General features: G+C 54.5%; 20 protein-coding genes and 1 tRNA gene. 11 read left to right on the plus strand and 10 right to left on the minus strand.

The features are described from left to right. The first annotated feature begins 65 nt into the window (after positions 1-65). The 4 genes from purB (at position 66) to EKL30_RS14670 (ending at position 2765) form a co-directional block, all read left to right on the plus strand. Positions 66-1442 (plus strand): adenylosuccinate lyase, encoded by a 1377-nt coding sequence (purB, locus tag EKL30_RS14650; RefSeq protein WP_126707996.1) that lies wholly within the window; start codon positions 66-68, stop codon positions 1440-1442. Between the two features lie 137 nt (positions 1443-1579). Beyond that, positions 1580-2032, plus strand: a complete 453-nt coding sequence (locus EKL30_RS14655; protein ID WP_126707997.1) for a cytochrome c — start codon at positions 1580-1582, stop codon at positions 2030-2032. A gap of 129 nt (positions 2033-2161) precedes the next feature. Further along, positions 2162-2237 (plus strand) — tRNA-Lys (locus EKL30_RS14660). 318 nt (positions 2238-2555) lie between these two features. After that, on the plus strand, positions 2556-2765 hold the full coding sequence (locus tag EKL30_RS14670; protein ID WP_126707998.1) for a cold-shock protein: 210 nt from the start codon (positions 2556-2558) through the stop codon (positions 2763-2765). Positions 2766-2940: 175 nt separating this feature from the next. Here the strand turns inward: EKL30_RS14670 and EKL30_RS14675 are convergent, their stop codons facing one another. Further along, a complete protein-coding gene (locus EKL30_RS14675) occupies positions 2941-3456 on the minus strand; it encodes a hypothetical protein (RefSeq protein ID WP_126707999.1) in 516 nt (171 codons plus the stop codon). A gap of 151 nt (positions 3457-3607) precedes the next feature. Then, on the minus strand, positions 3608-3796 hold the full coding sequence (locus EKL30_RS14680) for a hypothetical protein (protein ID WP_126708000.1): 189 nt from the start codon (positions 3794-3796) through the stop codon (positions 3608-3610). 344 nt (positions 3797-4140) lie between these two features. On the opposite strand from EKL30_RS14680, the gene EKL30_RS14685 reads away from it, so the two are divergent. Beyond that, on the plus strand, positions 4141-4905 hold the full coding sequence (locus EKL30_RS14685) for an SDR family oxidoreductase (protein WP_126708001.1): 765 nt from the start codon (positions 4141-4143) through the stop codon (positions 4903-4905). A gap of 74 nt (positions 4906-4979) precedes the next feature. Here the strand turns inward: EKL30_RS14685 and EKL30_RS14690 are convergent, their stop codons facing one another. From EKL30_RS14690 to EKL30_RS14715, 5 genes are all read right to left on the minus strand, one after another. After that, positions 4980-5612, minus strand: coding sequence for a hypothetical protein (locus EKL30_RS14690; protein ID WP_126708002.1), 633 nt, complete (start codon positions 5610-5612; stop codon positions 4980-4982). A 1345-nt stretch (positions 5613-6957) separates the two neighbouring features. After that, entirely contained in the window at positions 6958-7152 is a 195-nt protein-coding gene (locus EKL30_RS14700; protein ID WP_126708004.1) for a hypothetical protein, read from the minus strand. Positions 7153-7298: 146 nt separating this feature from the next. Further along, entirely contained in the window at positions 7299-7706 is a 408-nt protein-coding gene (locus EKL30_RS14705; protein WP_126708005.1) for a hypothetical protein, read from the minus strand. Between the two features lie 521 nt (positions 7707-8227). Beyond that, positions 8228-8572: a hypothetical protein gene (locus EKL30_RS14710; RefSeq protein WP_126708006.1), complete on the minus strand. Its 345-nt coding sequence runs from the start codon at positions 8570-8572 to the stop codon at positions 8228-8230. A 53-nt stretch (positions 8573-8625) separates the two neighbouring features. Then, the gene (locus EKL30_RS14715) at positions 8626-9066 is read right to left on the minus strand and encodes a hemerythrin domain-containing protein (protein WP_126708007.1); all 441 of its coding nucleotides are present in this window, start codon (positions 9064-9066) and stop codon (positions 8626-8628) included. Between the two features lie 148 nt (positions 9067-9214). Between EKL30_RS14715 and EKL30_RS14720 the strand changes: the two genes are divergently transcribed. The 6 genes from EKL30_RS14720 to EKL30_RS14745 all read left to right on the plus strand — a co-directional run bounded on the left by EKL30_RS14720 (position 9215) and on the right by EKL30_RS14745 (position 16354). Further along, positions 9215-9805 (plus strand): lipocalin family protein, encoded by a 591-nt coding sequence (locus tag EKL30_RS14720; RefSeq protein WP_126708008.1) that lies wholly within the window; start codon positions 9215-9217, stop codon positions 9803-9805. A gap of 21 nt (positions 9806-9826) precedes the next feature. After that, positions 9827-10711 carry a fumarylacetoacetate hydrolase family protein gene (locus tag EKL30_RS14725; protein WP_126708009.1) on the plus strand — a complete coding sequence of 295 codons (885 nt, stop codon included), beginning with the start codon at positions 9827-9829 and terminating at the stop codon, positions 10709-10711. Positions 10712-10788: 77 nt separating this feature from the next. Next, on the plus strand, positions 10789-12222 hold the full coding sequence (locus EKL30_RS14730) for a cytochrome ubiquinol oxidase subunit I (protein WP_126708010.1): 1434 nt from the start codon (positions 10789-10791) through the stop codon (positions 12220-12222). Between the two features lie 4 nt (positions 12223-12226). Further along, positions 12227-13234 carry a cytochrome d ubiquinol oxidase subunit II gene (gene cydB, locus EKL30_RS14735; RefSeq protein WP_126708011.1) on the plus strand — a complete coding sequence of 336 codons (1008 nt, stop codon included), beginning with the start codon at positions 12227-12229 and terminating at the stop codon, positions 13232-13234. Next, positions 13234-13389, plus strand: a complete 156-nt coding sequence (locus tag EKL30_RS14740; RefSeq protein ID WP_126708012.1) for a DUF2474 domain-containing protein — start codon at positions 13234-13236, stop codon at positions 13387-13389. The genes cydB and EKL30_RS14740 overlap by 1 nt, the downstream gene beginning before the upstream one ends. Positions 13390-13504: 115 nt before the next feature. Continuing rightward, a complete protein-coding gene (locus tag EKL30_RS14745; RefSeq protein ID WP_126708013.1) occupies positions 13505-16354 on the plus strand; it encodes an adenosylcobalamin-dependent ribonucleoside-diphosphate reductase in 2850 nt (949 codons plus the stop codon). Between the two features lie 202 nt (positions 16355-16556). On the opposite strand, the gene EKL30_RS14750 is transcribed toward EKL30_RS14745, so the two are convergent. From EKL30_RS14750 to EKL30_RS14760, 3 genes are all read right to left on the minus strand, one after another. Further along, positions 16557-19007 (minus strand): penicillin acylase family protein, encoded by a 2451-nt coding sequence (locus tag EKL30_RS14750; protein WP_126708014.1) that lies wholly within the window; start codon positions 19005-19007, stop codon positions 16557-16559. A gap of 283 nt (positions 19008-19290) precedes the next feature. Further along, entirely contained in the window at positions 19291-20235 is a 945-nt protein-coding gene (locus EKL30_RS14755) for a VTT domain-containing protein (protein WP_126708211.1), read from the minus strand. Positions 20236-20255: 20 nt separating this feature from the next. Then, positions 20256-21482: an alpha-hydroxy-acid oxidizing protein gene (locus EKL30_RS14760; RefSeq protein ID WP_126708015.1), complete on the minus strand. Its 1227-nt coding sequence runs from the start codon at positions 21480-21482 to the stop codon at positions 20256-20258. Positions 21483-21490 lie beyond the last annotated feature (8 nt).

Here is a 21490-nt window from a genome sequence, read left to right on the forward strand (position 1 = left end):
AGGCTTTGGGGGCAGCGCACTGCGGATGTTAGAATGCGGGCTAATTTTCCTTTCCGTGAACTGCCATGTTAATAGCTCCGCAACTAAGCCATTTGAACGCCTTGTCCCCCCTCGACGGCCGATACGCCGCGAAAGGTCAAGTGTTACGTGCAACCCTGTCCGAAGCAGCTTTCATGGCTCACCGGGTTGAAGTCGAGATTGCATGGCTGATTGGCCTTTCCGAGGCTGGCCTACCTGAATTACCGTCGTTCTCGCAGTCCGCCAAAGCGGCGTTGAACAAGCTCGTCGATGAGTTTTCCGAAGCCGATGCCGAACGCATCAAAGAAATCGAAAAGACGACCAATCATGACGTCAAAGCGGTGGAGTACTGGCTGAAAGAGCGTGTTGCCGATAACACCGAGCTCGCAGCTGCTGCAGAATTCATTCATTTCGCCTGCACCTCGGAAGACATCAACAATACCTCGCACGCTCTGATGCTCACGCGTGCACGATCGCAGTTCATCGTGCCCAAGCTGAACGAACTGTGCCAGCACCTGAAAACCATGGCCCGGCAGTTCGCCGATCAACCCATGCTCGCGCGCACCCACGGACAACCCGCCAGCCCTACAACGCTGGGCAAAGAGTTCGCCAACGTAGCTGCCCGCCTTGAGCGCGCCATCGTTGCCATCGAAGCCGTCGAGCCTCTGGCAAAATTGAATGGCGCCACTGGCAATTACAACGCCCATACGTCGGCTTACCCCGAGATTGACTGGCCTGCCTTCAGTGCTGGTGTCCTGGCAAAGTTGGGCCTGGTGCAAAACCCGTATTCGATCCAAATCGAGCCCCACGATTGGATGGCCGCGTTATTCGATGCAGTGGGGCGCGCTAATACCATTATCCTGGATCTTGATCGCGACATATGGGGCTACGTGGCGCTTGGTTTTTTCAAACAGCGCCTGAAAGAGGGGGAAGTGGGCTCGTCGACCATGCCGCATAAAGTCAATCCGATCGATTTCGAGAACTCCGAAGGAAACCTTGGCTTGGCCAACGCGGTCCTGCGCCATTTATCTGAAAAATTGCCCGTGTCGCGCTGGCAACGTGACCTGACTGATTCCACGGTGTTGCGTAACTTGGGCGTGGCCTTTGGTTATTGTGCGGTGGCTTACGATTCTTGCTTGCGTGGCCTGCATAAATTAGAACTCAATGCTGCTGCCATCGATGAGGATATCGATTCTTGCTGGGAAGTACTGGCAGAACCCGTGCAGACCGTGATGCGCCGTTACGGCCTGCCTCACCCATACGAACAGCTAAAAGCGCTTACGCGCGGGAAGGGAATCAACCAAATTGGGCTGACCGAATTCATTAACGGCCTTGATTTGCCCGCCGAACCCAAGGCGCGCCTGCTTGCTCTTACGCCGCGGACCTACATTGGCCTGGCAGCCGATTTAGCCAAGAAAATTTAAGACCCATTTTTACCAGCCCGTGTTGCTTGTTCCCGCATTGCGCGAACCTGCCGCGGGTTTTTGTTTGTGCTTGCGTTTCACCAGTGTGTTTACCCTTTTTTTACTGCTTTAACTACCGTCTTAATTCAGGAGCATCTATGAAAAAGAAAATTGGTTTGTTTGCGGTTGCCGGTTTGATTGCATTGGTATCGACGCCTTCCATGGCGCAATTTGCCAAAGCTGAAGACGCCGCCAAATATCGCGGGGCCGCCATGGCCCTGATAGGATCGCACTTTGGCCGCATGGCTCCCGTCGCCAAGAAGGAAGCACCTTACGATAAGCAGAAAATCCAGGAAAATATTGCAGTACTTAATGTGTTGGCTGACCTGCCGTGGACGGCATATGGTCCAGGCAAGGAAGGCGGAGAATCCCGGCCCGAAGTCTGGAGTGATTCCGAAGGATTCAAGCAGGCACAGGACAAATTCAAGACGGGTATGACGAAGCTCACGGCAGCCTCAGATACCGGAGACTTCGACGCATTTCGGGTAGCCTTTGGCGAAGTCGGCAAGAGCTGTAAATCCTGTCACGACTCATACCGTAAAAAGAAATAAGCGCGAGACGGGAGGTTATGCGCGGTTTGCATGGTGTTCCAAACTTTCGGGCGCTTTTTGCGAAAAAAATCGGTCTTTTCGTGGCGCGAGGACTCTTTTCGCGGTAGAATCTTTTTCTTTGCAGCACAAGGGCTGTTAGCTCAGTTGGTAGAGCAGCGGACTCTTAATCCGTAGGTCGGGCGTTCGAGCCGCCCACAGCCCACCAGTAATATCAAGCATTCAGGCCAATTCTTCGGAGTTGGCCTTTTTGTTGTCTGGGGTTTTTCTGACATGGTCCTTTATGCTGCCCTGCGGCCTATCTTGCCAAGCCCGGTCTTCAACGAATCTATGGCAAGGTAGCTGTGACGCTTGGTGCTGGTAGTCGACTTACGTCCGAGCACCGCGCCAACAGTGTAAAGGTCTACTCCCGATTGATCATTTCCGATGCCGCAGCGTGGCCCGGGCTGTTAACTATTCTGGTATCGTAGAGCCTTGACCCCATACTTATTGCGGGGTTATTTTTCAGTTCTCCTTAGGATTTGTATTGAAAACAGAATTTGGTATCGTGAAATGGTTCAACAACGACAAGGGTTTCGGCTTCATCTCGCCTGAATCCGGTAGCAAGGACCATTTCGCACATTACAGCGACATCCAAGGCGATGGTCATAAAAGCCTTGAAGAAAACCAGCGCGTGTCGTATGTCTCAACAGCCGGGCAGAAAGGCCCTCAAGCGACGATGATTCAAGTGGTTTAATCGCTCCGCTTGCCAGAATTGGTGAGCGGACAGAGCTGTTGAATGACTGGTCGAGCCCTATTAAGCATTGGGTTCGGCCTTCTTGCTTTGGGATGCTGGTTACGTCTCCAGCGACCCTCTTTTTGGATTATAAAAAAGGCCCCAATGAAGGGGCCAGTATGGCGTTGTGGAGCTGTTACTGATCGTCGCGCGGCCCGTCGGTTTTCTCCAATTTCATCGGCGTATCATCCTTAGGCCCGAAAGTCGACGAAGGAGCTCCCTGTGGATTCGGGTTGCCATCGAACTGTGTGGCTTTTTTCCCTTCCGCCTCTTGCGCGTCATGCTTCGCATTGCCTTCTTTGCGCCGGACGGTGTCCACAGCCTCTTCGCTGGCTTTTGCCTGTTCCTCGTCCATAGTGCTATCTTGCTGAAGATCGTGCGTTTTGGGTCCCTTGATGCCAGGATAGCTCTGTGTCTGACCTTGGCCGGACTGCCCTAAATCTTGCTGGTTTGGCTGATCTTGGCGCATGTGGCTAGGGGTGTTATGAGCGGGGTTGGTTTGACCGGGATTTTTCTTAGTTGGCACGCCGGGGCCGTCTATACCTGCTCGATCCCCTCCAGGGCCATAGGACTCCTTCACGCGGGGGTCCATCTCGTTGCCTTGTTCCAGGTCCGGTTGCGGGCGCTTCCCGGTTCTCTTATTTTGTTCCATGGCGTTTCTCCGTAAGCAGAAGCAGGGCAGCTCGGTCGAACAGCCTAAAAGCCTTGCTTGCTTAATACGGCAAGCGACGTGCCTGACCGGAGTGGGCGCAAAAAAGCCCTCTACAGACGGCCTACCTGATTAGAGTGCTACGTGCATGCCATTAACGACTTGTCGGCTCATCGCCTCCCGGCTGGACGTTATCTTGTCGGTTACCTTTTGAGTCCGGAGTTTCTTCTTCCGGCTTACCGGCCGGGCGTCCGCCGCCGCCAACGTCGTTATTGGGAACCTTGCTAATTTCCCCAGGAGGTTCGCGCTTCACGGGATCGGTGTCTGGCATTGGCTTCGTCATGATCGCCTCCTCGTGGACTGATAAGAAACAGCGGCAATACGCGTGCCTGAGGACGCAGAAGACGCTCATTCGGTAGAGGAGGGAACTACGGATTAGAGAGTCTTCAGCCAGCGAACGAGGGCAATGCGAAGACAGGATCCGCCGTTTCGCTACAACGACGTTGTACGCCGTGCTGAGTCGCCAGTTCGGCGGCACGGAATAGGGCACTGAAACTGAACCGAACCGCATCGCCCGACCCTTCATGAAGACGGTTCTCAAAACGTGACAGCAAGAAACGGATAGCTCTGAGCTGCGGGCTTCATTACGCTGATTATCCAAAGTTAAATCAGCGTAAGGATTAAAAAATGAATCAGTTGTCCGGAAAAGTGGCGATTGTAACGGGCGCAAGTTCAGGCATTGGCTACGAGACCGCGAAGTTGTTCGCGAAAGAGGGAGCGAAAGTCGTCGTAACGGCACGCCGTCGAGTCGAGTTAGACTTGCTTGTCGCCCAGATTAAAGATAGTGGGGGCGAAGCGATTGCTGTCGCCGGAGATATCAAAGAAGAGAAACTTGCCAAAACATTGGTGAATATAGCCGTCGGTCGCTTTGGGGGATTGGATATTGCCTTCAACAATGCCGGCTCGACAGGGGAGAGTGCATCGGTTCCCGATATTTCAGCTGATGCATGGAATGTAATTCTCGATACAAACCTGACCAGCGCGTTCTTTGGTGCGAAATATCAAATTCCAGCGATGGTAACGCGGGGCGGTGGCTCAATTATATTCACATCATCCTTTGTTGGTCACGCCGTGGGCTTCCCGGGAATGGGGGCCTATGCGGCAAGCAAGGCCGGGTTGATCGGCCTCATGCAAGTGATCGTTGTTGAGTATGGTTCGCATGGAATCCGAGCCAATGCTCTTCTACCGGGAGGCACAGATACTCCGATGGGGCGGGCCGCGACTAATACGCCAGAAGCCCGTGCCTTCGTCGAAGGGCTGCACGCGCTAAAGCGTTTGGCACTGCCGCAGGAGATTGCACGATCGGCGCTTTACCTCGCATCCGATGCATCGAGTTTCACGACGGGGTCAAACTTGATGGCCGATGGCGGAATTTCCATTAATCGGACGTAGACAGGCGAAACTCCCCGGTCATGTCGGGAACGCTGCGTTTTAATGCGCGGGTGGAAGGCCCAAGTGGTCGCTGCTTACGACACTACCGCGGGTTGGCCGTCAACTGCGGCTCCGCCATAGCCGCGACTATTCGCAAACTTTCCTTTTCTGGCCACAGGACGACGGGCAAGGCGCTGAACATTCTGCAGAAGGATCCCAATCATCTTTTGGATTTCCTCGATGTTTGCCTTCATTTCCGCATATATAAAAGAGGATTGATATTGCGACGCCTTAGGGCCGTATTCGTTCGATGCAAATTCCGGAGCGTCGCGCGTCGCATCTAAGATGTTGTCTATGTCTTCGAGAATCTTCTTTATTATTTCTTCGTTACGAAAGAATCCGACGCGGTTTTCAAGGCGGACCATGGCCAAAAGTCTCAGTTTTTGAGGTGCGCCTACGAGGCCATGCTTGGATAATGCTTCGCTAGCGCGCGGCAGATGATCCACCGCGTCGATTATTCTTTTGAAGTCGCGGTCGCGGTCATAGATCAGGCCCTCGGCTTGCCCCCTCGTCTCTGCATCAAAAAGGTCTAAGTCGTGAACTCGTCCAAAGCCCACAAGCCTATTTCGAATGACATCGGACAGGAAGTTTCTTGACTGCTGCAGAAACCTTATGAGATGTTGCTTTGATGGCTCGGTAACACCATCAAACTCGCCGAAGTAGGACATAAAGCTCCCCTTTGATGCATTAGTAAGTAAAGGTATCCGATTCTATCGAGGAAGGCGTGTAAGGACATTTGCCCGTACGGCGTAGGCCGAGCTTCGTATCGGGCTGTTCGTAGTGGGCCGTTTCTTTCGACGCTTACCCGCCCTTTGCGACAATTTGCACGGCTGCGCCGAAGCTCCGCCACATGGCTACGCTCGCCGCCGTTAGCGGTGTCCTATCAAGAATCCTAACTTGTGTAGCAAATGGTTACTGCTCGCAAGGTGGGAACGCGGGCATCGCCGTTAGAATCGACATGGTTACAAAATCAAAGAGTCGGAATGAAGATAATGTTGATGGCAGTAGTGTTGTCTGTGATGTCGGGATGCGTGGGATATATTCATAGTGGGCACCCGCATGACAACCGAAATGGTGATTTTTGCCCACCAGGGCAAGCGAAGAAAGGAAATTGCTAAGCAGGATGCGGAAACGGTACAACTCCACTTCCGTTTAGGCGCAACTGCAACGAATACAAATCCGTTTGATCGCTTTCGTTACTTGTCACGCATACGTCGTTGGAGACGGCAAGCATGCACATACATGTAAAAGCGCGACTTCGATTGGATTTCTCGACAATGGCTGGAGTGTTTTCGTTGGCGGTTTATGCGCAGTGCTCATGCCCTTCAGCCATTGGCAAGAGTGCCGTAGCGGCGATACTCGTAAGACAATAAGAATTGAAGTCAAGCCGGCCTTACCGTTCCCGCAGCCTGCCAAATAGTGCAATGAATTCTGCAGTCCAGGTACACCGATTGGGACCATTGCGCTACCGGTTCCCTTGCTGTCTACTTGCGCTATGATGATATTTCCTAGGTAGGAGTGGACCATGTGGACTTGCCGGCACTGTGGGCTCATTGTTATGTCGCACACAGTCGAACCTGAAATCGACGACGAAGGGTGTTATTTCATTTGCCCCGGCTGCGAGGGTAGAAATAGACTCGTGAGCGCGGGCGATGAAGGGGACGAAGGGCATGTCGAACTGACACAGCCCGACGTTTAGTACGCTTTTAACTCTCGGCTTGTACGGTATCTGTCGGATAAACTATCCAGGGTCTACGTGCCGAAGCCAAACTTTAGTTGCGCTGTAACCCATCCAAACACGCGGAAGGCTGCTATGGCATACGATTTGGTCGATTGGTCGCAGGCACCCGAACTCGCAAGATGGTGGGCCATGGATGCTAATGGAAAGGCTTACTGGCATTGCGAGCCGGATATAGCTCCATTCACTGATTTTTGGATGCCGGGTCAAATTGAAGCACCGCATTTTGGGTTCGCGGGCAACTGGAAACAATCGCTAACGGAGCGACCGCAAGGTTAGCCCCCCAGATCTATGCCAGGATCCAGCGGACTCGCCGTCTGTTCTTTGTTGCGACGCTTTGTAGTTTGCTTTATTCCCGATTTGCGCGGCGGATCGCTCTCTTTTTTGGTATCGGATTCCGCGCGGTCGGATTCGCGCTTGCCTGCCAATGAAATGCGTGGTTCGCCGGGCTCGAGTTTGGCTTGTGTCATATCGGTCTCCCAGGGTGGGTGGTATTCCCTGTAGTGCAAAATTCATGCCTGGCCCCGCAATATTAACGGCCCTGCAGGAATTGCGAGCGTATTCAGGCAAACCCTTCGATCTGGCCTTTTGAGCGCACTCATTAAGACGAACAAGATCAACGCCGTTTGGTTACCGCTTTACGGGTCCGTAACCGTGAATCGGCAGGCACGGGTAAAGGGCTCCCCGCGTGTGAGGTAAGCCAGTTCTTGATTTGGGTTTGGTCGCCGGCGTACCAGTCACTGCCGACCTCTGTCACGACGACGTCTTTGATATTTGAGAATTCCCCCATGACGCCCTCGAACGCCGCAGATCTTATGTCGATTGCGACAAGATCCGTGGTCATGAAAACGCCTATTCCTTTCGAATCAATCCAGAGCGGAATAGCATTTTTATCTACCGTCGCTTTTAGATTGCTTACCACCTTCTGGATTGCCTTTAGGTTGTCTTGAGACGTGGATACGAGCAACAGATAGTTCCGGGTGCCGCCGGTGGAGGTCGTGTCGTCTCCAAATGGGTTTTCCATAGTTATCCTGACTCTTAGAATTCGCTTGCTTGAAGTATCGAGCATAGTCGACGACAAGCATGAACGTTGATGGGATATCCATCCGCCCGACCATTCAATGTGGAAAACGATTCTTTGCCGGTATTAAGGCAACCAGCCTATGGAAGTAGGCGGAACCCGGCATCGACACCCCACTTATCGGTGCGTCGAAGCCAAATCGTATTGCATACCGTGCAATTATATTGCCGCTCCAGAACACCTTCGTAAGCGTTCGGGGGCCGCGCCGACATAAGCTTCATGGCGGCATGGGGTTCAGTTCCGCCGCTGCCAAGCGAGAGTGCGTAACAAGCTGTGCATATCGAAGCTGTGTTTGTGTATTGCATGAATAAAGGGTATCGCAGTTTGCATAGAATTGAAAGGTTTGGTCACATCAAGCGCCAGCGGTGTGTGGGCCGCGAGCACCGAAACGCTTCCATGATGCCGGGTAGGCTATTTATGTCATTACGCAAGTTGAGGCTCTGCAAGTAGGCTTCAAACCTTGCTTAGCGAGATATCAGGATAACGTAAGGGTCGCCTCTGCCTTTATTCAAATGTCCTTCAATGAATAATTTCGCCTTTAGCGTGTCGTATATAAAACGCGTACCCGGGACAGGACTGTACGACCGGTAAAACGGAGTACCAATGCCCGGTATCGACACTTCGGCGCCTTCTTCGTCGAAACGGAGGCCGACAGGCAGACTGACTCGATTCAAACGCCACTTGTCGCCGGCTTTCGCCGATACGATAAGCTGTACCTGGGCGTCTTGACCAGGCGCGATCGGAAGTCTTGAGTCCCGAATGAACTCGACCACGGCCTCAGCCCCTTCAGCGCGATTCTTGCTTGCCATGTTTTACTCGAATGGATGGTTGGGCCGGTGATTTTAACCGGCTTAGGCTAGGTCTACGACGCGAGTGCCTTCTCATATTCGGTCACGTACTGTCGGGCCAAAGAAATCTTTTGCTTTTCGTTCAGAATCTTTCCTGCCATTTGGAAAAATTTGTGCTCTTCCTCTGTGAGGTGGTGATGTACTTTGTCGGATAATTTTTTGGCGGTGGCAAGCCAGCCGGGGCTAGACGGGTCGGTTTCTTCGAGGCTTTCCACTAGCTCGTCGATTTCATGGTGTTCAGCTATGGCATGTCGAGACAGGTCGATCCCGGGATCAGTATCCATTAGCGGAACATACAGGTGGCGCTCCTCGGCGAGAGCATGAGCGGCCAAAACGGTCTTCAGGTTCTCGAAAAGTGAGCTTCGTTCCTGACTGTCGCCGCTGGTTCCGAGTAGTTGCTTAGTCAAGCCACGCTGGACTTCGTGACTTTCTCTGAGTACTTCAAAAATATTCATCGGGTTCCTCTAAGAGACTGGCCATCGGCATACTGAAAGCATACCCTTTAATCGTGTCAGCTTCTTGGCGGGACCGGTATTTGCCGGTGCAAGGTCGCAACTCACCCTTCAGATAAACGAAAATTCGGCATGAGAATAAAGGTACATTATGGTCAACGCTATTTCCGGGCGACGGGCCAGGCGGCTCTCTGTCACCATTGTGGGTTTAGTCGCCTTGTGGACCCTGGCCGGATGCGCCGCTCCACGATCGGCTTCTAAAGCCGATTTGGCTACGCAGCAGAACGTGGACTTGAGCCGCTACGCTGGCGTTTGGTATGAACAGGCCCGGTTGCCCAATCGATTCCAGGCCGATTGTGCGGGCGAAGTCAAGGCTGAATATACCCTACAGGAAAATGACCGCATCAACGTCGTGAACCAATGTGTGAAGGAAGACGGCAGTCGGGAAGAAGCAAAGGCAGAGGGGCGTTTGTCCAGACGCTTTGCGCCGCCCGACACAGCTAGACTCGAGGTTCGATTTGCGCCCTCATGGCTCTCATGGATTCCTGCAGTGTGGGGAGATTACTGGATAATAAGACTGGAAGGGGATTACGAGTATTCCCTGGTCGGCACGCCTGACCGAAAATATCTGTGGGTTTTATCCCGCGCGAAGAACGCCGATGAAACCACTGTAAATAGACTGCTTGACTATGCCGGTACGCAGGGCTTTCCAGTCCAACAAGTTATTAAAACCAACCAATAAATTTCAGGACCTGAGCAAATTATGAAGCTATTACGTTATGGCCCGGCCGGTGGCGAAAAGCCCGGATGTCTTGATGCACAAGGTCGCGTTCGCGATTTGTCGGGCACCTTGACTGATATCGATGCACGGACATTAAGCCCGGCACAATTGAAATCCCTACAAGCCTTGAACATAGATGATTTGCCGGTCGTCGAAAAGCCTGGTCGCCTTGGCACCCCCTATTCGGGGATAGGAAAATTCATTTGTGTGGGTCTCAACTATAGCGATCACGCGGCTGAAACCGGCGCTGAAATACCTAAAGAACCCATTTTGTTTAATAAGTGGTCTGTGCCCACAGGGCCAGACGATCCAGTCGTTATTCCGAAGGGATCAGTAAAAACCGACTGGGAAGTCGAGCTCGGCGTCGTTATCGGCACCAAGGCGCGCTATGTCAGTCTGGATGACGCTTTACGCTACGTGGCCGGCTATTGCATTGTGAACGATGTGTCCGAACGTGAGTATCAGATGGAACGCGGTGGCACGTGGGACAAAGGCAAAGGTTGCGACACGTTCGGCCCGGTAGGCCCCTGGCTGGTCACTGCTGACGACGTCCCTGACCCGCAGGACCTGGCAATGTGGCTCGAAGTAAATGGAAAGCGCTACCAAAGTGGCAGCACGCAGACCATGATTTTCAACGTGGCATATCTAGTCCATTACATCAGTCAGTTTACGACGCTGTATCCGGGTGACCTTATATCGACCGGAACTCCGCCTGGTGTGGGACTCGGTCAAAAACCGCCGGTTTACCTCAAAGCCGGAGACGTTATGCATCTTGGCATCGAGGGTTTAGGTGAGCAACGACAAACGTTGCATGCATGGGATTCGGTCTTGCTGGACGGATTAAGCAGGACTCCCGTTGGCAATTAGGAGTACTATTTTAAGCACCAATACGAAGCTTTCCCGCTGTCCTGCCGATCGGGCAGCGTTTCATCAAAGGGGAATGTATGGACGTAGACGCATTGTTGCTGGCACGAATACAGTTCGGCTTCACAATCTCGTTTCATATCATATTTCCCGCTATCACCATAGGCTTGGCTAGCTACCTGGTGGTTCTCGAGGGCTGCTGGCTCAAGACCGGCAATCCGGTATTCCGAGACCTCTACCATTTCTGGAGCAAGATTTTCGCGGTCAACTTCGGGATGGGTGTCGTCTCCGGTTTGGTCATGGCGTATCAGTTCGGGACCAACTGGAGCTTTTTTTCGGACTTTGCCGGCGGTGTAACGGGGCCCTTGTTGGCATACGAGGTGTTGACCGCCTTTTTCCTGGAAGCGGGCTTTCTGGGTGTAATGCTCTTTGGATGGACACGCGTCGGCCCAGGACTGCATTTATTCTCGACGATTATGGTCGCCCTAGGCACGCTGGTGTCCGCGACCTGGATTCTCGCGTCCAATAGCTGGATGCAGACGCCGGCAGGCTACGAGATTATCGGGGGGCGCGTGGTGCCGGTCGATTGGCTGGCCGTCATATTCAACCCTTCGTTTCCTTATCGCCTGGCACATATGGGGGTGGCCGCTTTTCTGGCTACCGCATTGATTGTCGCAGCTTCTGCCGCCTGGCATCTCTTGCGTAACAACGATAACCCGGCTATACGAACAATGATGTCGATGGCCATGTGGATGCTGCTTGTTGTCGCGCCATTGCAGGCGGTCATTGGGGACTTTCACGGCCTTAATACCCTTCAGCATCAACCCGCCAAGCTAGCCGCTATCGAGGGTCACTGGGAAAGTAAGCTCAACGAAGGGGTTCCATTAACGCTATTTGGCTGGCCCGACATGGAGGAAGAAAAAAACCATTTTGCCCTTGAAATCCCTCGTATGGGCAGCCTTATCCTGATGCATAGCTGGGACGGGCAGTTCGCGGGCCTGAAAGAGTTTTCTCGGGACGACCGTCCCAATGTCACGATTGTCTTCTGGACCTTCCGCATAATGGTGGGGCTGGGCATTTTGATGATAGCGCTTGGTGTTTGGGCAGCGTGGGCTCGCTGGCGCGGTCGCCTTTTTCAATCCCCCAAATTGTGGCGCTTTGCGCTGTACATGGGACCTACCGGGCTTGTCGCCATTTTGGCCGGCTGGTTCACTACAGAAGTGGGGCGTCAGCCGTGGGTCGTCTATAACGTGATGCGCACGGCCGACGCGGTGACGCCACATGGAGCCTTCGAAGTTGGCCTTACCTTGGCGCTTTTCGTTATTGTGTACTTTATCCTGTTCGGAGCGGGCACCGTGTATATATTAAGATTGATTCGCAAGGGGCCGATGTTGCACGAGGACCGGACAGCACCCGAAGGCGGCCCCGGCGAACAGCACACACCCAGCCGTCCTCTTTCCGCAGCGCCTGATAACGATGGTGCCTCAACCGAGGCGTACGCAACCAGGGGATAAGGCTATGGGCATCGATCTGGCCCTGTTATGGGCGATTATTATTCTGTTCGGCATCTTGATGTATGTCGTAATGGACGGTTTTGATCTCGGCATCGGAATACTCTACCTTTTCATTCAAGGGAAAGAAGACCGTGATGTCATGATGAATACCGTGGCGCCCGTATGGGATGGCAACGAAACCTGGCTGGTGCTGGGCGGGGCGGGCCTGCTTGCGGCATTTCCACTGGCTTACTCGGTTATTCTCAGTGCCTTCATGCTGCCGCTGATTTTCATGTTGTTGGGCCTTATCTTTCGCGGCGTCGCATTCGAATTTCGATTCAAAGCGGATGCGCGGCGCCGGCATTTCTGGGATAAAGCCTTCATTGGCGGATCCCTCACCGCGACCTTCTTCCAAGGCGTGACGCTTGGCGCCTATATCGATGGCATCGATGTGGTGAATCGCGCGTATGCGGGCGGGCCGCTCGACTGGTTGGAGCCATTTGCCATCTTCACCGGCCTGGGGCTCATCGCGGCATACGCCTTGTTGGGATGCACCTGGCTCATCTTCAAGACAGAGGGACTTTTGCAGAGCCGCATGCGGCAGCTGGCGCGTCCACTGACGTTGATATTGCTGGCGGTTATTGTCATTCTTAGTGTGTGGACACCTTTCGCCCATAGTGAAATCGCGGAGCGGTGGTTCACCTTGCCCAATCTGTTCTGGTTCGCTCCGGTGCCCGTACTGGTGTTGCTCGTTACGTGGTTTTTGCTGCGCTCGCTGAATAACGATCCCCATGCGGGCCCGTTCTTGCTCACGCTTGCACTCGTGTTTTTGGGCTATAGTGGTCTAGGAATCAGTGTGTGGCCTAATATTATTCCGCCAGATATCAGCATCTGGGATGCCTCCGGGCCGCCACAAAGTCAGGGCTTCACGCTAGTGGGCGCCCTGCTAATTATTCCGCTCATTCTCATGTACACGGCATGGTCGTATTATGTATTTCGTGGCAAAGTCAGAGCAGAAGATGGCTACCACTGATGCCCCAACAGCCCCTTAAACCTTCCAGGCTCTGGGGCCGACGTATTGCGTGGCTCGTCGGTATTTGGGCGGCCAGCATCGCTGTGCTGGCCATCGCGGCATATTTGCTGAAACTACTGATGAATTTAGCAGGCATGACCACCGGTCATTCTTGATCGACATCATTAGCAAGCGGCCGTCTGCATGATACCGTTTCAGGTATCTGAACTAACATTTTTCGACGCCAGCCGTTTATCGATAACATTCTGGCGTACGCATAAGGACTAAACGATGCAACAACTGGAGAGCACGGCGATTGCGCTGGCTGAACCTCAAGATATTTCTACCGAAGTACTCATCGAGAAATACGCCAAGGGTGGCGAAACCAGCATAGCCGAGGTTCGCGCACGCGTGGCCAATGCGCTGGCGCAGGTTGAGGAACCGAAGCAAAGAAAGAAGTATGCAGAGGACTTCTTCTGGGCGATGCAGCACGGTTTTATTCCCGCCGGTCGTGTTAATAGTGCGGCAGGTACCGATCTGCAGAGCACCCTAATTAATTGCTTCGTGCAGCCGGTAGGCGATTCCATTACCGAACAGGTCGGCGGCAAGCCTGGGATTTATACGGCACTGGCTCAAGCGGCGGAAACGATGCGCCGAGGCGGCGGTGTTGGCTACAATTTTTCGGCCATCCGTCCGCGGGGCGCCATCGTCAAAGGCACCGGCAGCAGCGCGTCGGGGCCAATTTCCTACATGAGGGTGTTTGACCGCTCGTGCGAAACGGTGGAATCCGCTGGCGCCCGACGGGGGGCACAAATGGCCGTTATTAACGTGGCCCATCCCGACGTAATGGAGTTCATTACCGCAAAGCAAGAGCGTGGTCAGCTGAATAACTTTAATGTTTCCGTCGGAGTCACCGATGACTTCATGCGGGCCGTTGAAGCCGGCGCGCCGTTCGAACTTACTCATCCAACAGAACCCAACGACGACCTGAAAAGCAAAGGTGCTTACCTGCGCGACGACGGTCAATGGGTGTACCGCACAGTGCAGGCCGGCGAGATTTGGGACCTGATTATGCAAAGTACATACGCTGCCGCAGAGCCCGGCGTTTTGTATCTGGACCGCATCAACGAGGAGAATAATCTCTCGTATTGTGAAACGATCGAAGCCACTAATCCCTGCGGCGAGCAGCCTTTGCCAGATTATGGTTGTTGCTGTCTGGGAAGCTTGAACTTCACCGCTTATGTCACGGCCCCGTTCACGGCCGACGCCGCATTTGACTTCGCCCAAATGCGCAAGGCCACCAAGCTCGCGGTGCGCATGCTGGACAACGTGCTTATTGCCACCAAGTGGCCGCTGGACGAGCAGAAGCGTGAAGCCGATGCGAAACGCCGCCTTGGTCTAGGTTTCACCGGCTTAGGCGACACATTGATCATGATGGGCGTTCGTTACGATACTCAACAAGGGCGCGATCTTGCTGCCGACATGGCGCGCGAGATGCGCGATGCCGCTTATGAAGCGTCAGTGGATTTGGCCAAGGAACGCGGCGCCTTTCCCTTGCTAGATGTCGAGAAATATTTGCAAGGTGGATTTGCGGCGCGTTTGCCCGAAAAACTGAAAAATGCAATTCGCGAGCATGGCATTCGCAATTCGCACCTGACTTCCATTGCACCGACTGGCACGATTTCTCTGGCGTTCGCCGACAATGCCTCGAATGGCATCGAGCCGGCATTTTCCTGGTTCTACAATCGCATGAAGCGCATGGGGGATGGCAGCAAAAAGGACTACACCGTCGAAGATCACGCCTATCGCGTTTATCGCGCCATGGGGGGCGATGTCGATAATCTGCCAGAGGCCTTTGTTTCGGCGCTGGATATTTCCGCCATTGATCATATGTTGATGGTCGCGGCGGTGGCTCCACATGTGGATGCCGCCATTTCAAAGACGGTAAACGTGCCGGCCGATTATCCTTACGACGAGTTCAAGAACCTGTACATGGAGGCATGGCATCGCGGTTTGAAAGGCATTACGACCTATCGCCCCAATAGTATTTTAGGTGCTGTGCTGTCCGTTACCCCGGCAGTCGAGGGCAGCACACCTCAGCCCATCACTCTGTCGGAGCAGGACAAACGGCTTGTCTTGACTGAAGTCGCCATGTCGCCTCCTTTGGCTTCCCTGCGTTGGCCCTCCCGTCCGGGTTTGCCAGCAGGCGCCTCGGGTTGGGTAAGTGAAACCATACATACCCCACAAGGTGAATTCGCAGTGGTTGTGGCGGATCAGTCGAATGTTCCTTTCGAGGTGTGGGTCTTGGGCGGGCAGCCTCCACGGGGGCTGGACGCTATTGCTAAAACCTTATCCACCGATATGCGTGCCAACGATCGGGGCTGGCTGCGCAAAAAACTCTCGGTGCTGGCGAATGCTTATGGCGATGGTTTTCAGATGCCTATGCCGCCCAATGGCGAACTCGTGCAGGTCCCCAGCGCTACCGCCGCGTTGGCCAAGCTGGTTGAATGGCGCTATAACGACCTTGGCGCGCTTGCTTCCCAAGCCAGCGACCCCACACCTGTTTTGAATGCGCTTTTCGCACCGCACGAGCCTAAAACCGGTACCGACGGCACTCTGGCCTGGGTCGCTGATGTACGCAATCCATCTACCGAAGATGATTTCGTTCTGATGCTCAAAGAGCTACAGATGCCCGACGGCAGCCGCCGGCCGTATAGCATGTGGCTTACGGGTGCCCATCCGCGAGCACTGGACGGGCTTTGCAAGCTGTTGAGTCTGGACATGCGGGTCGTTGACCCGGCCTGGATCGGCATGAAGCTGCGCAAGTTGCTTAATTATGCCGAACCGCGCGGTGACTTCCTGGCGCGGGTGCCTGGTAGCGAGAAACAGGCTAATTATCCTTCGACGGTAGCGTATGTGGCCCAGTTGGTGATTCATCGCTATGCAATGCTGGGCATTCTGACCGAAGAAGGGATGCCAGTGAACGCGATGGGCGTTGTGGCCGACGAGCCGAAACAACATACTACGGTCAGCGTCACGATGCTCGGCAAACCGTGCAACGAATGTGGCAATCATGCCGTTATCAAGAAGGATGGTTGTGATTTTTGTACCGCATGTGGTGCGATAGGCAGCTGCGGCTGAGTCTCAACGGCGTTAGTTAGCAGCTCATGTCTTGGTGGCGTTGTAATAGCGGCATGTTTCATCACCGCGAAGAAATGGATTTCTTTAGCAAGGTGAACATGCCCCAAATTGCTTTCTGTATTGGTGGTCGCAGCCGCCATGTGCGGGAACCGGACAGGCTTCTGGCAAAGCCATGAGCCTGTCCTAGAGCCGCTTTATTCCTTCAGCGTTCGTCCGGGGAGAGGTTGATCGTGGTCTCGGTATTGGCTTGCACTGCGTCCATGGAATACACCAAGGGGAAATATTGCCCACCGACCCATAATGGCGCCAAGTCGCGGTAGTGCTTGCTGTTGACGTTCCCCGATTGCCCCGGGGTGTTTATGACTTGCGACGCATCCCAATTCCCAACATCCAGGATCATTCGGTAAGAAGCGCCCGACTGCAACTGGAAGTTCTCGTTGTAGCTGGCCGCGAGCGGCGTGTATGCAGATCCGGCCAACGGCCATTTTCCGACATTGAATCTTTCTTTATCCGCCTTATCCAGTATGGGGTTCAAAGGATGGGTAAATACCGCCTGGTGCAGATTGCCCCATTGCCAATCTTTGGGATCTTGGCCCAGCTTTTCTTTGGTCTGTGCAACGGCCTGTTTCAACGAGCTGGTCAATACCGTATCGCGCGCTTCTGTGGATAGCCAGCCTTCTGGTTTTTCCAGCACTTGTATGATTCTTTCTACGTCGCCCTGGCCCACCAGCTTCGCCGCGTCGGGATCTACTGCCGGCTGGACCAAGGCCTTCCTCAGATGCCTGCTTAACCATACCTCGAACAATGCCGCTTCTGGGCTCTCAACCGTTTCGTTTCCATCCCAGTTCTTGAGCAGGTTCACGCCTTGTCGGGTGTCGTCGTCGGTAGGTTCAGGAACGTTTTTCAGCAAGGCGACCAGACGTACTGCAGGCAATGAAGTGGTATCCAGCTGCCAGGCTTTGGAATCTTCTATCGAAGATTTATCGTTCTTGGCGATCAATGCCTTCAGGCGCTTGGCACGGGAATCGTTGCTCCATTCATAGCCGATGGCTTTCTTATAGGCAGGATGGTCCGGAGGTATATTGTTTTCGTTTGCCGTGACGATATAGCCCTTTTCGGGATTATGCTCGGAGGGTAATTCGTCCATGCTGCGATAGTCGGCCCACTCGTAGCGGCCATCGCCCGGTACGGGAGTCAGGCCGTCCCAATTTGGTCGGTTTACGGTCAGGCCGCCCGGCATCCACGCAATATCGCCGTTCTTGTCGGCAAACACCTGGTTTTCGCCAGGAGCGCCCCAGCGGTTCATCGCCGCGCGAAACTGGTCCCAGTTTTGGGCGCGCATATAGTCCATCGATCCAAAATACGGAGCCATGCCGAAGTCTAGCCAGGCGGCGCGCAGGGCCCACGCCTGGTTCTTGGCGTCGTCTTTGTATAGCAGCGGGCCATGCCGGGTGAAGACAATATTTTCCTTGCGCGGGGCACTTTCGCCTTTGACGTCGATGTCCTCGGTGATTACCTTGAACGGCTCCCAACGGCCTTTGTATTTGTATTCGGATTTATTGTCGGGATTAAGTTCATATCCATAAACGTCTTCCTGATCCATATAAAAGCGGGTGAGCCCGAATCCTATGGTGCCGTTATGGCCAATGGATATGCCAGGCAAGAACGGTTCGCCGGCACCAATGACGCTCAGGCCGGGGGCGTTTAGGTGGCTGATATAACGAAGGCTGGGCGCACCATGGGAGCGGTGGGGATCGTTCGCCAGGATAGGCCGCCCCGTTGTCGTCCTTTCGCCGGCGATAACCCAATTGTTCGATCCAAAGCCACGGGCGGTATCGCTGTTGAAGTCGATGACGTTATAAAGCGAAGCAATATTGGTGCTTTTTTCGGTGGTGGCCTTAATGGCTTCTTTTGAAAATTTGGGCGTCGCTGTGGCCAAGTCATAGGCTTTCTTCAACTGAGCGAAGGGTACGTCGCACGGATCCAGGCCTTCGGCGATCGTGGGGTCGATATTAGGCACGGTTTCACGGCGCAGCCAATCGACGCGGACCGGATCCTTTTTAATTTTGCAGAACACTTCTGCGCGGTCGATTTCATTTTTTGCATTGAGGGTGAGGCCATGGTGACGGATTCGGACGATATCCTCAGCCTTCCATTTGGACGGCTTGTAGCCCAGCATGCGAAACTCTTCGGGCAACAGCGATGCATCTTTTTCTGTCTGATCGATATAGGCGTTGACCCCTGCCACGAACACTTCCGCTACGCGTTTGGCGTCGGAGCCATAGGCCAGCCATTCCCTGTACATATCGCCACGGAACAGGACAGCGCGCGCCATGCGGTCGCCTTCAACGTAAGCGGGCCCAAAATCCTTGGCCATCTCGCCAAGCCCGCGTTTGCGCCAGGTATCGATCTGCCACAGGCGATCGCGCGCCGCCATGAAGCCCTGCACGTAGAAAGCGTCGTAAAACGTATTGGCATAGATATGCGAAATGCCCCATTTATCGATCAATACCTTTGCGGGTTTTTCGATGCCCGCCGTGGTATAGCTTTCGTCGTTGCCGCCTGACGTTTGTGCGTGGAGGGTGCCAGCGCACGCGGCGGTAAGCCCCAGGCTTATAGCCCACGCCAAGGCGTGTAAACGATGTGTCCTCATACATGCTCCCTTTAACAGTGGTCGATGAATTTTTCTTTGACTGTTTGATGAAGCGAAAGCGTGTCATACAACTTGACAATAGTCTATGAGCTTATGTAACCAATGATTGTTTAAGGGTCGGGTAAGTTACACAATTTCTATACACTTTGCCTACGGTTTTTTCCGTATAGGCATGTAACGGCGGGTGAGCGTGACGAGGTGGGGAGTGGCGGAAGTTATGATGAGGTGCCTGGTATCGGGTTGTCGGGAAGCATGCCGGGGCTAACGATGCATGCTGGCATCTTCATGCCTCAGGAGCGAGAAGGGTGTCAATTTCGTCCTCAATCGAATAGCCCGCATCCAACCCGGCTTCAATGCCGCCCGCAAGGGGCCGAACCCTGCCATAGCCTTTTTGCATCAGCTGCTTGGAGACGACGGCGGCCGAGGCGTCGTTTGGACAATCGCAGTAAACGATGACTTCACTTATTCGCTCTGCGTTCATTGCAATACTTCCGGCGGTTAGCGAGATCGCGCCCGGAATTCGCCCTTGCGCTTGTGCAAGCGCCGATCGCACATCGACGATGATGGGTTGGCTGCCCGATTGCAGCAGATCGTGGAGCTCTTCGACGGTGACTCGCTCCATGCACAGGGATTTGATGAAGCGTTTGCGCTGCCACCACTTGTTCGCGATGAACAGCAAGAGCCCAGCGCCCAGCAACAGCACACCCAGCAGGCCAAGGCTGACCAGTACACTCAGCAGTTCGTCAACGGCTGTGCTAAACAGCGAACCCAAGAAGATGGCGGACCCGGCCCAGAGCGCGGCGCCTATGACGTCGAACAGCAGAAAGCTTCTTTTTTTGGTTCCGACGGCGCCTGCCAGCACGCTGGCGATGGAGGCAAACCCGGGGATGAACTTGGCCACCATCAGTGACGGCGGCCCCCAGCTCAAGTAAATGGATTCCGTCTGCTTGACGCACGAGTCAGGTGACAGGGAAATGCGGCACAGCGTCGAAAGCATTTTACGGCCATAACGCCGCCCGGCCAGATACCACCCGAAGTCCGCAAGTAGGGCGCCCAAGACGGCGACCCCCAACAAGGCCAGCGCGGAATAAGCGCTGGTATCGAGCAGCGCGCCACTGATGACTAGAACGGGGTACGCCGGTATGGGCGCACCCGCCTGCTCGATAAGCACGTTAAGGAACACGACGGCAAGGCCGTGTTCCTCGATCAGTTGCAGTATGGATTGCATCATGGCGGGCTGCGATGGACCTAGGCGCGCCGCACGTGGCTTTCGTTCAGTTTGCTGATGCTATCCACGCCGCTATGCAGCACGGTATTGACCAGTTCCCGGTTCATGAACTCCATGACGGCATTGACGCCGCCTGAACCGCCCGCCGTCAGGCCGTACATTAGGGGGCGGCCGATGGCAACGGCGTCCGCGCCCAAAGCCAGTGCTTTGACGATATCGGTGCCGCGACGAATGCCACTGTCCATGATGATGGGTACGTCGCCCTGTAACGCCTGGGCGATTTGGGGCAGTACGGTAATGGCCGCGGGCGTGCCATCCAGCGCCCGTCCACCATGGTTGGAGACCTGGATTGCCGCGGCGCCTGCCTTGACGGCGGCGACGGCGTCTTCGGGCCGGGTCACGCCCTTGACGATGACCGGCAGGCCGGTGGTCGCGCCGATGAATTCCAAGTCGTCCCAGGTCAGGTTCGTTTTGAAGGCGTTGGCATTGCCGGTGGGAAAGTTGCCATAGGGCAGCCATGGGCGGGGGTTGCCTAGACGCATGTATTCATCGGAGGAGCCCTGGCCGATGGCATCGACGGTAAAGACAATGGCCTTGAAGCCGGCATGGCGTGCGCGCAGGAGCACCTCTTTGGATTGGCCGGCATCGACCGTCAAATACATCTGAAACCACTTCGGCCCGGTAGAAGCCTTGGCAATGTCTTCCATGCTGCGCGTCGATGCACTGGACACGGTCAATAAGGCGCCCGAGCGCGCTGCGCCTTCAGCGGTGGCGACTTCTCCGGCCGGGTGGTGCAGGCCGTGGCTGCCAAATGGTGTCACGATCACGGGATGGGGAAGCTTTTCGCCCAGCAGCGTGACGGAGGTGTCGATCTTTTCGCGAACAATGCCCCGCATCCGATGGGGTGTAAAGACATAGTCGCCGAATGCGCGGCGGTTCTCCCGCAAGGTCCACTGATCGCCCGAGCCATGCGACACGAACACATACGTGCCATGTCCGTATTTTTGCTTGGCCTCCTCTTCGAGAAGATCGATATTGAATACGCGAAGGTCTTTGTTGATTCCTTTGCGCTCGATCATCATCGACTCAGTACTCGCTTCTTCTTGTACCTGCGCGCGAGCCAGGCCGGAGGCGGAAAGTGCGGCGGTAGCAAAGCCTGCTCCGGCTAGCCGGAACATGTCGCGGCGCGAATGGTTGGTTGGTTCAACGGTATTGGTGGAAACGACATGGTTTGCAGTGTCGCTCATGGTACTTC

It is taken from the genome of Candidimonas sp. SYP-B2681, from assembly GCF_003971065.1.
In the GTDB taxonomy this organism is placed as follows: Bacteria; Pseudomonadota; Gammaproteobacteria; order Burkholderiales; family Burkholderiaceae_B; genus Pollutimonas.

Bases quoted from the DNA above. Each gene is read 5' to 3' on its own strand.
- purB (WP_126707996.1), top strand. From the start codon at position 66: ATGTTAATAGCTCCGCAACTAAGCCATTTGAACGCCTTGTCCCCCCTC.
- EKL30_RS14655 (WP_126707997.1), top strand. From the start codon at position 1,580: ATGAAAAAGAAAATTGGTTTGTTTGCGGTTGCCGGTTTGATTGCATTG.
- EKL30_RS14675 (WP_126707999.1), bottom strand. From the start codon at position 3,456: ATGGAACAAAATAAGAGAACCGGGAAGCGCCCGCAACCGGACCTGGAA.
- EKL30_RS14680 (WP_126708000.1), bottom strand. From the start codon at position 3,796: ATGACGAAGCCAATGCCAGACACCGATCCCGTGAAGCGCGAACCTCCT.
- EKL30_RS14685 (WP_126708001.1), top strand. From the start codon at position 4,141: ATGAATCAGTTGTCCGGAAAAGTGGCGATTGTAACGGGCGCAAGTTCA.
- EKL30_RS14690 (WP_126708002.1), bottom strand. From the start codon at position 5,612: ATGTCCTACTTCGGCGAGTTTGATGGTGTTACCGAGCCATCAAAGCAA.
- EKL30_RS14700 (WP_126708004.1), bottom strand. From the start codon at position 7,152: ATGACACAAGCCAAACTCGAGCCCGGCGAACCACGCATTTCATTGGCA.
- EKL30_RS14705 (WP_126708005.1), bottom strand. From the start codon at position 7,706: ATGGAAAACCCATTTGGAGACGACACGACCTCCACCGGCGGCACCCGG.
- EKL30_RS14710 (WP_126708006.1), bottom strand. From the start codon at position 8,572: ATGGCAAGCAAGAATCGCGCTGAAGGGGCTGAGGCCGTGGTCGAGTTC.
- EKL30_RS14715 (WP_126708007.1), bottom strand. From the start codon at position 9,066: ATGAATATTTTTGAAGTACTCAGAGAAAGTCACGAAGTCCAGCGTGGC.
- EKL30_RS14720 (WP_126708008.1), top strand. From the start codon at position 9,215: ATGGTCAACGCTATTTCCGGGCGACGGGCCAGGCGGCTCTCTGTCACC.
- EKL30_RS14725 (WP_126708009.1), top strand. From the start codon at position 9,827: ATGAAGCTATTACGTTATGGCCCGGCCGGTGGCGAAAAGCCCGGATGT.
- EKL30_RS14730 (WP_126708010.1), top strand. From the start codon at position 10,789: ATGGACGTAGACGCATTGTTGCTGGCACGAATACAGTTCGGCTTCACA.
- cydB (WP_126708011.1), top strand. From the start codon at position 12,227: ATGGGCATCGATCTGGCCCTGTTATGGGCGATTATTATTCTGTTCGGC.
- EKL30_RS14740 (WP_126708012.1), top strand. From the start codon at position 13,234: ATGCCCCAACAGCCCCTTAAACCTTCCAGGCTCTGGGGCCGACGTATT.
- EKL30_RS14745 (WP_126708013.1), top strand. From the start codon at position 13,505: ATGCAACAACTGGAGAGCACGGCGATTGCGCTGGCTGAACCTCAAGAT.
- EKL30_RS14750 (WP_126708014.1), bottom strand. From the start codon at position 19,007: ATGAGGACACATCGTTTACACGCCTTGGCGTGGGCTATAAGCCTGGGG.
- EKL30_RS14755 (WP_126708211.1), bottom strand. From the start codon at position 20,235: ATGCAATCCATACTGCAACTGATCGAGGAACACGGCCTTGCCGTCGTG.
- EKL30_RS14760 (WP_126708015.1), bottom strand. From the start codon at position 21,482: ATGAGCGACACTGCAAACCATGTCGTTTCCACCAATACCGTTGAACCA.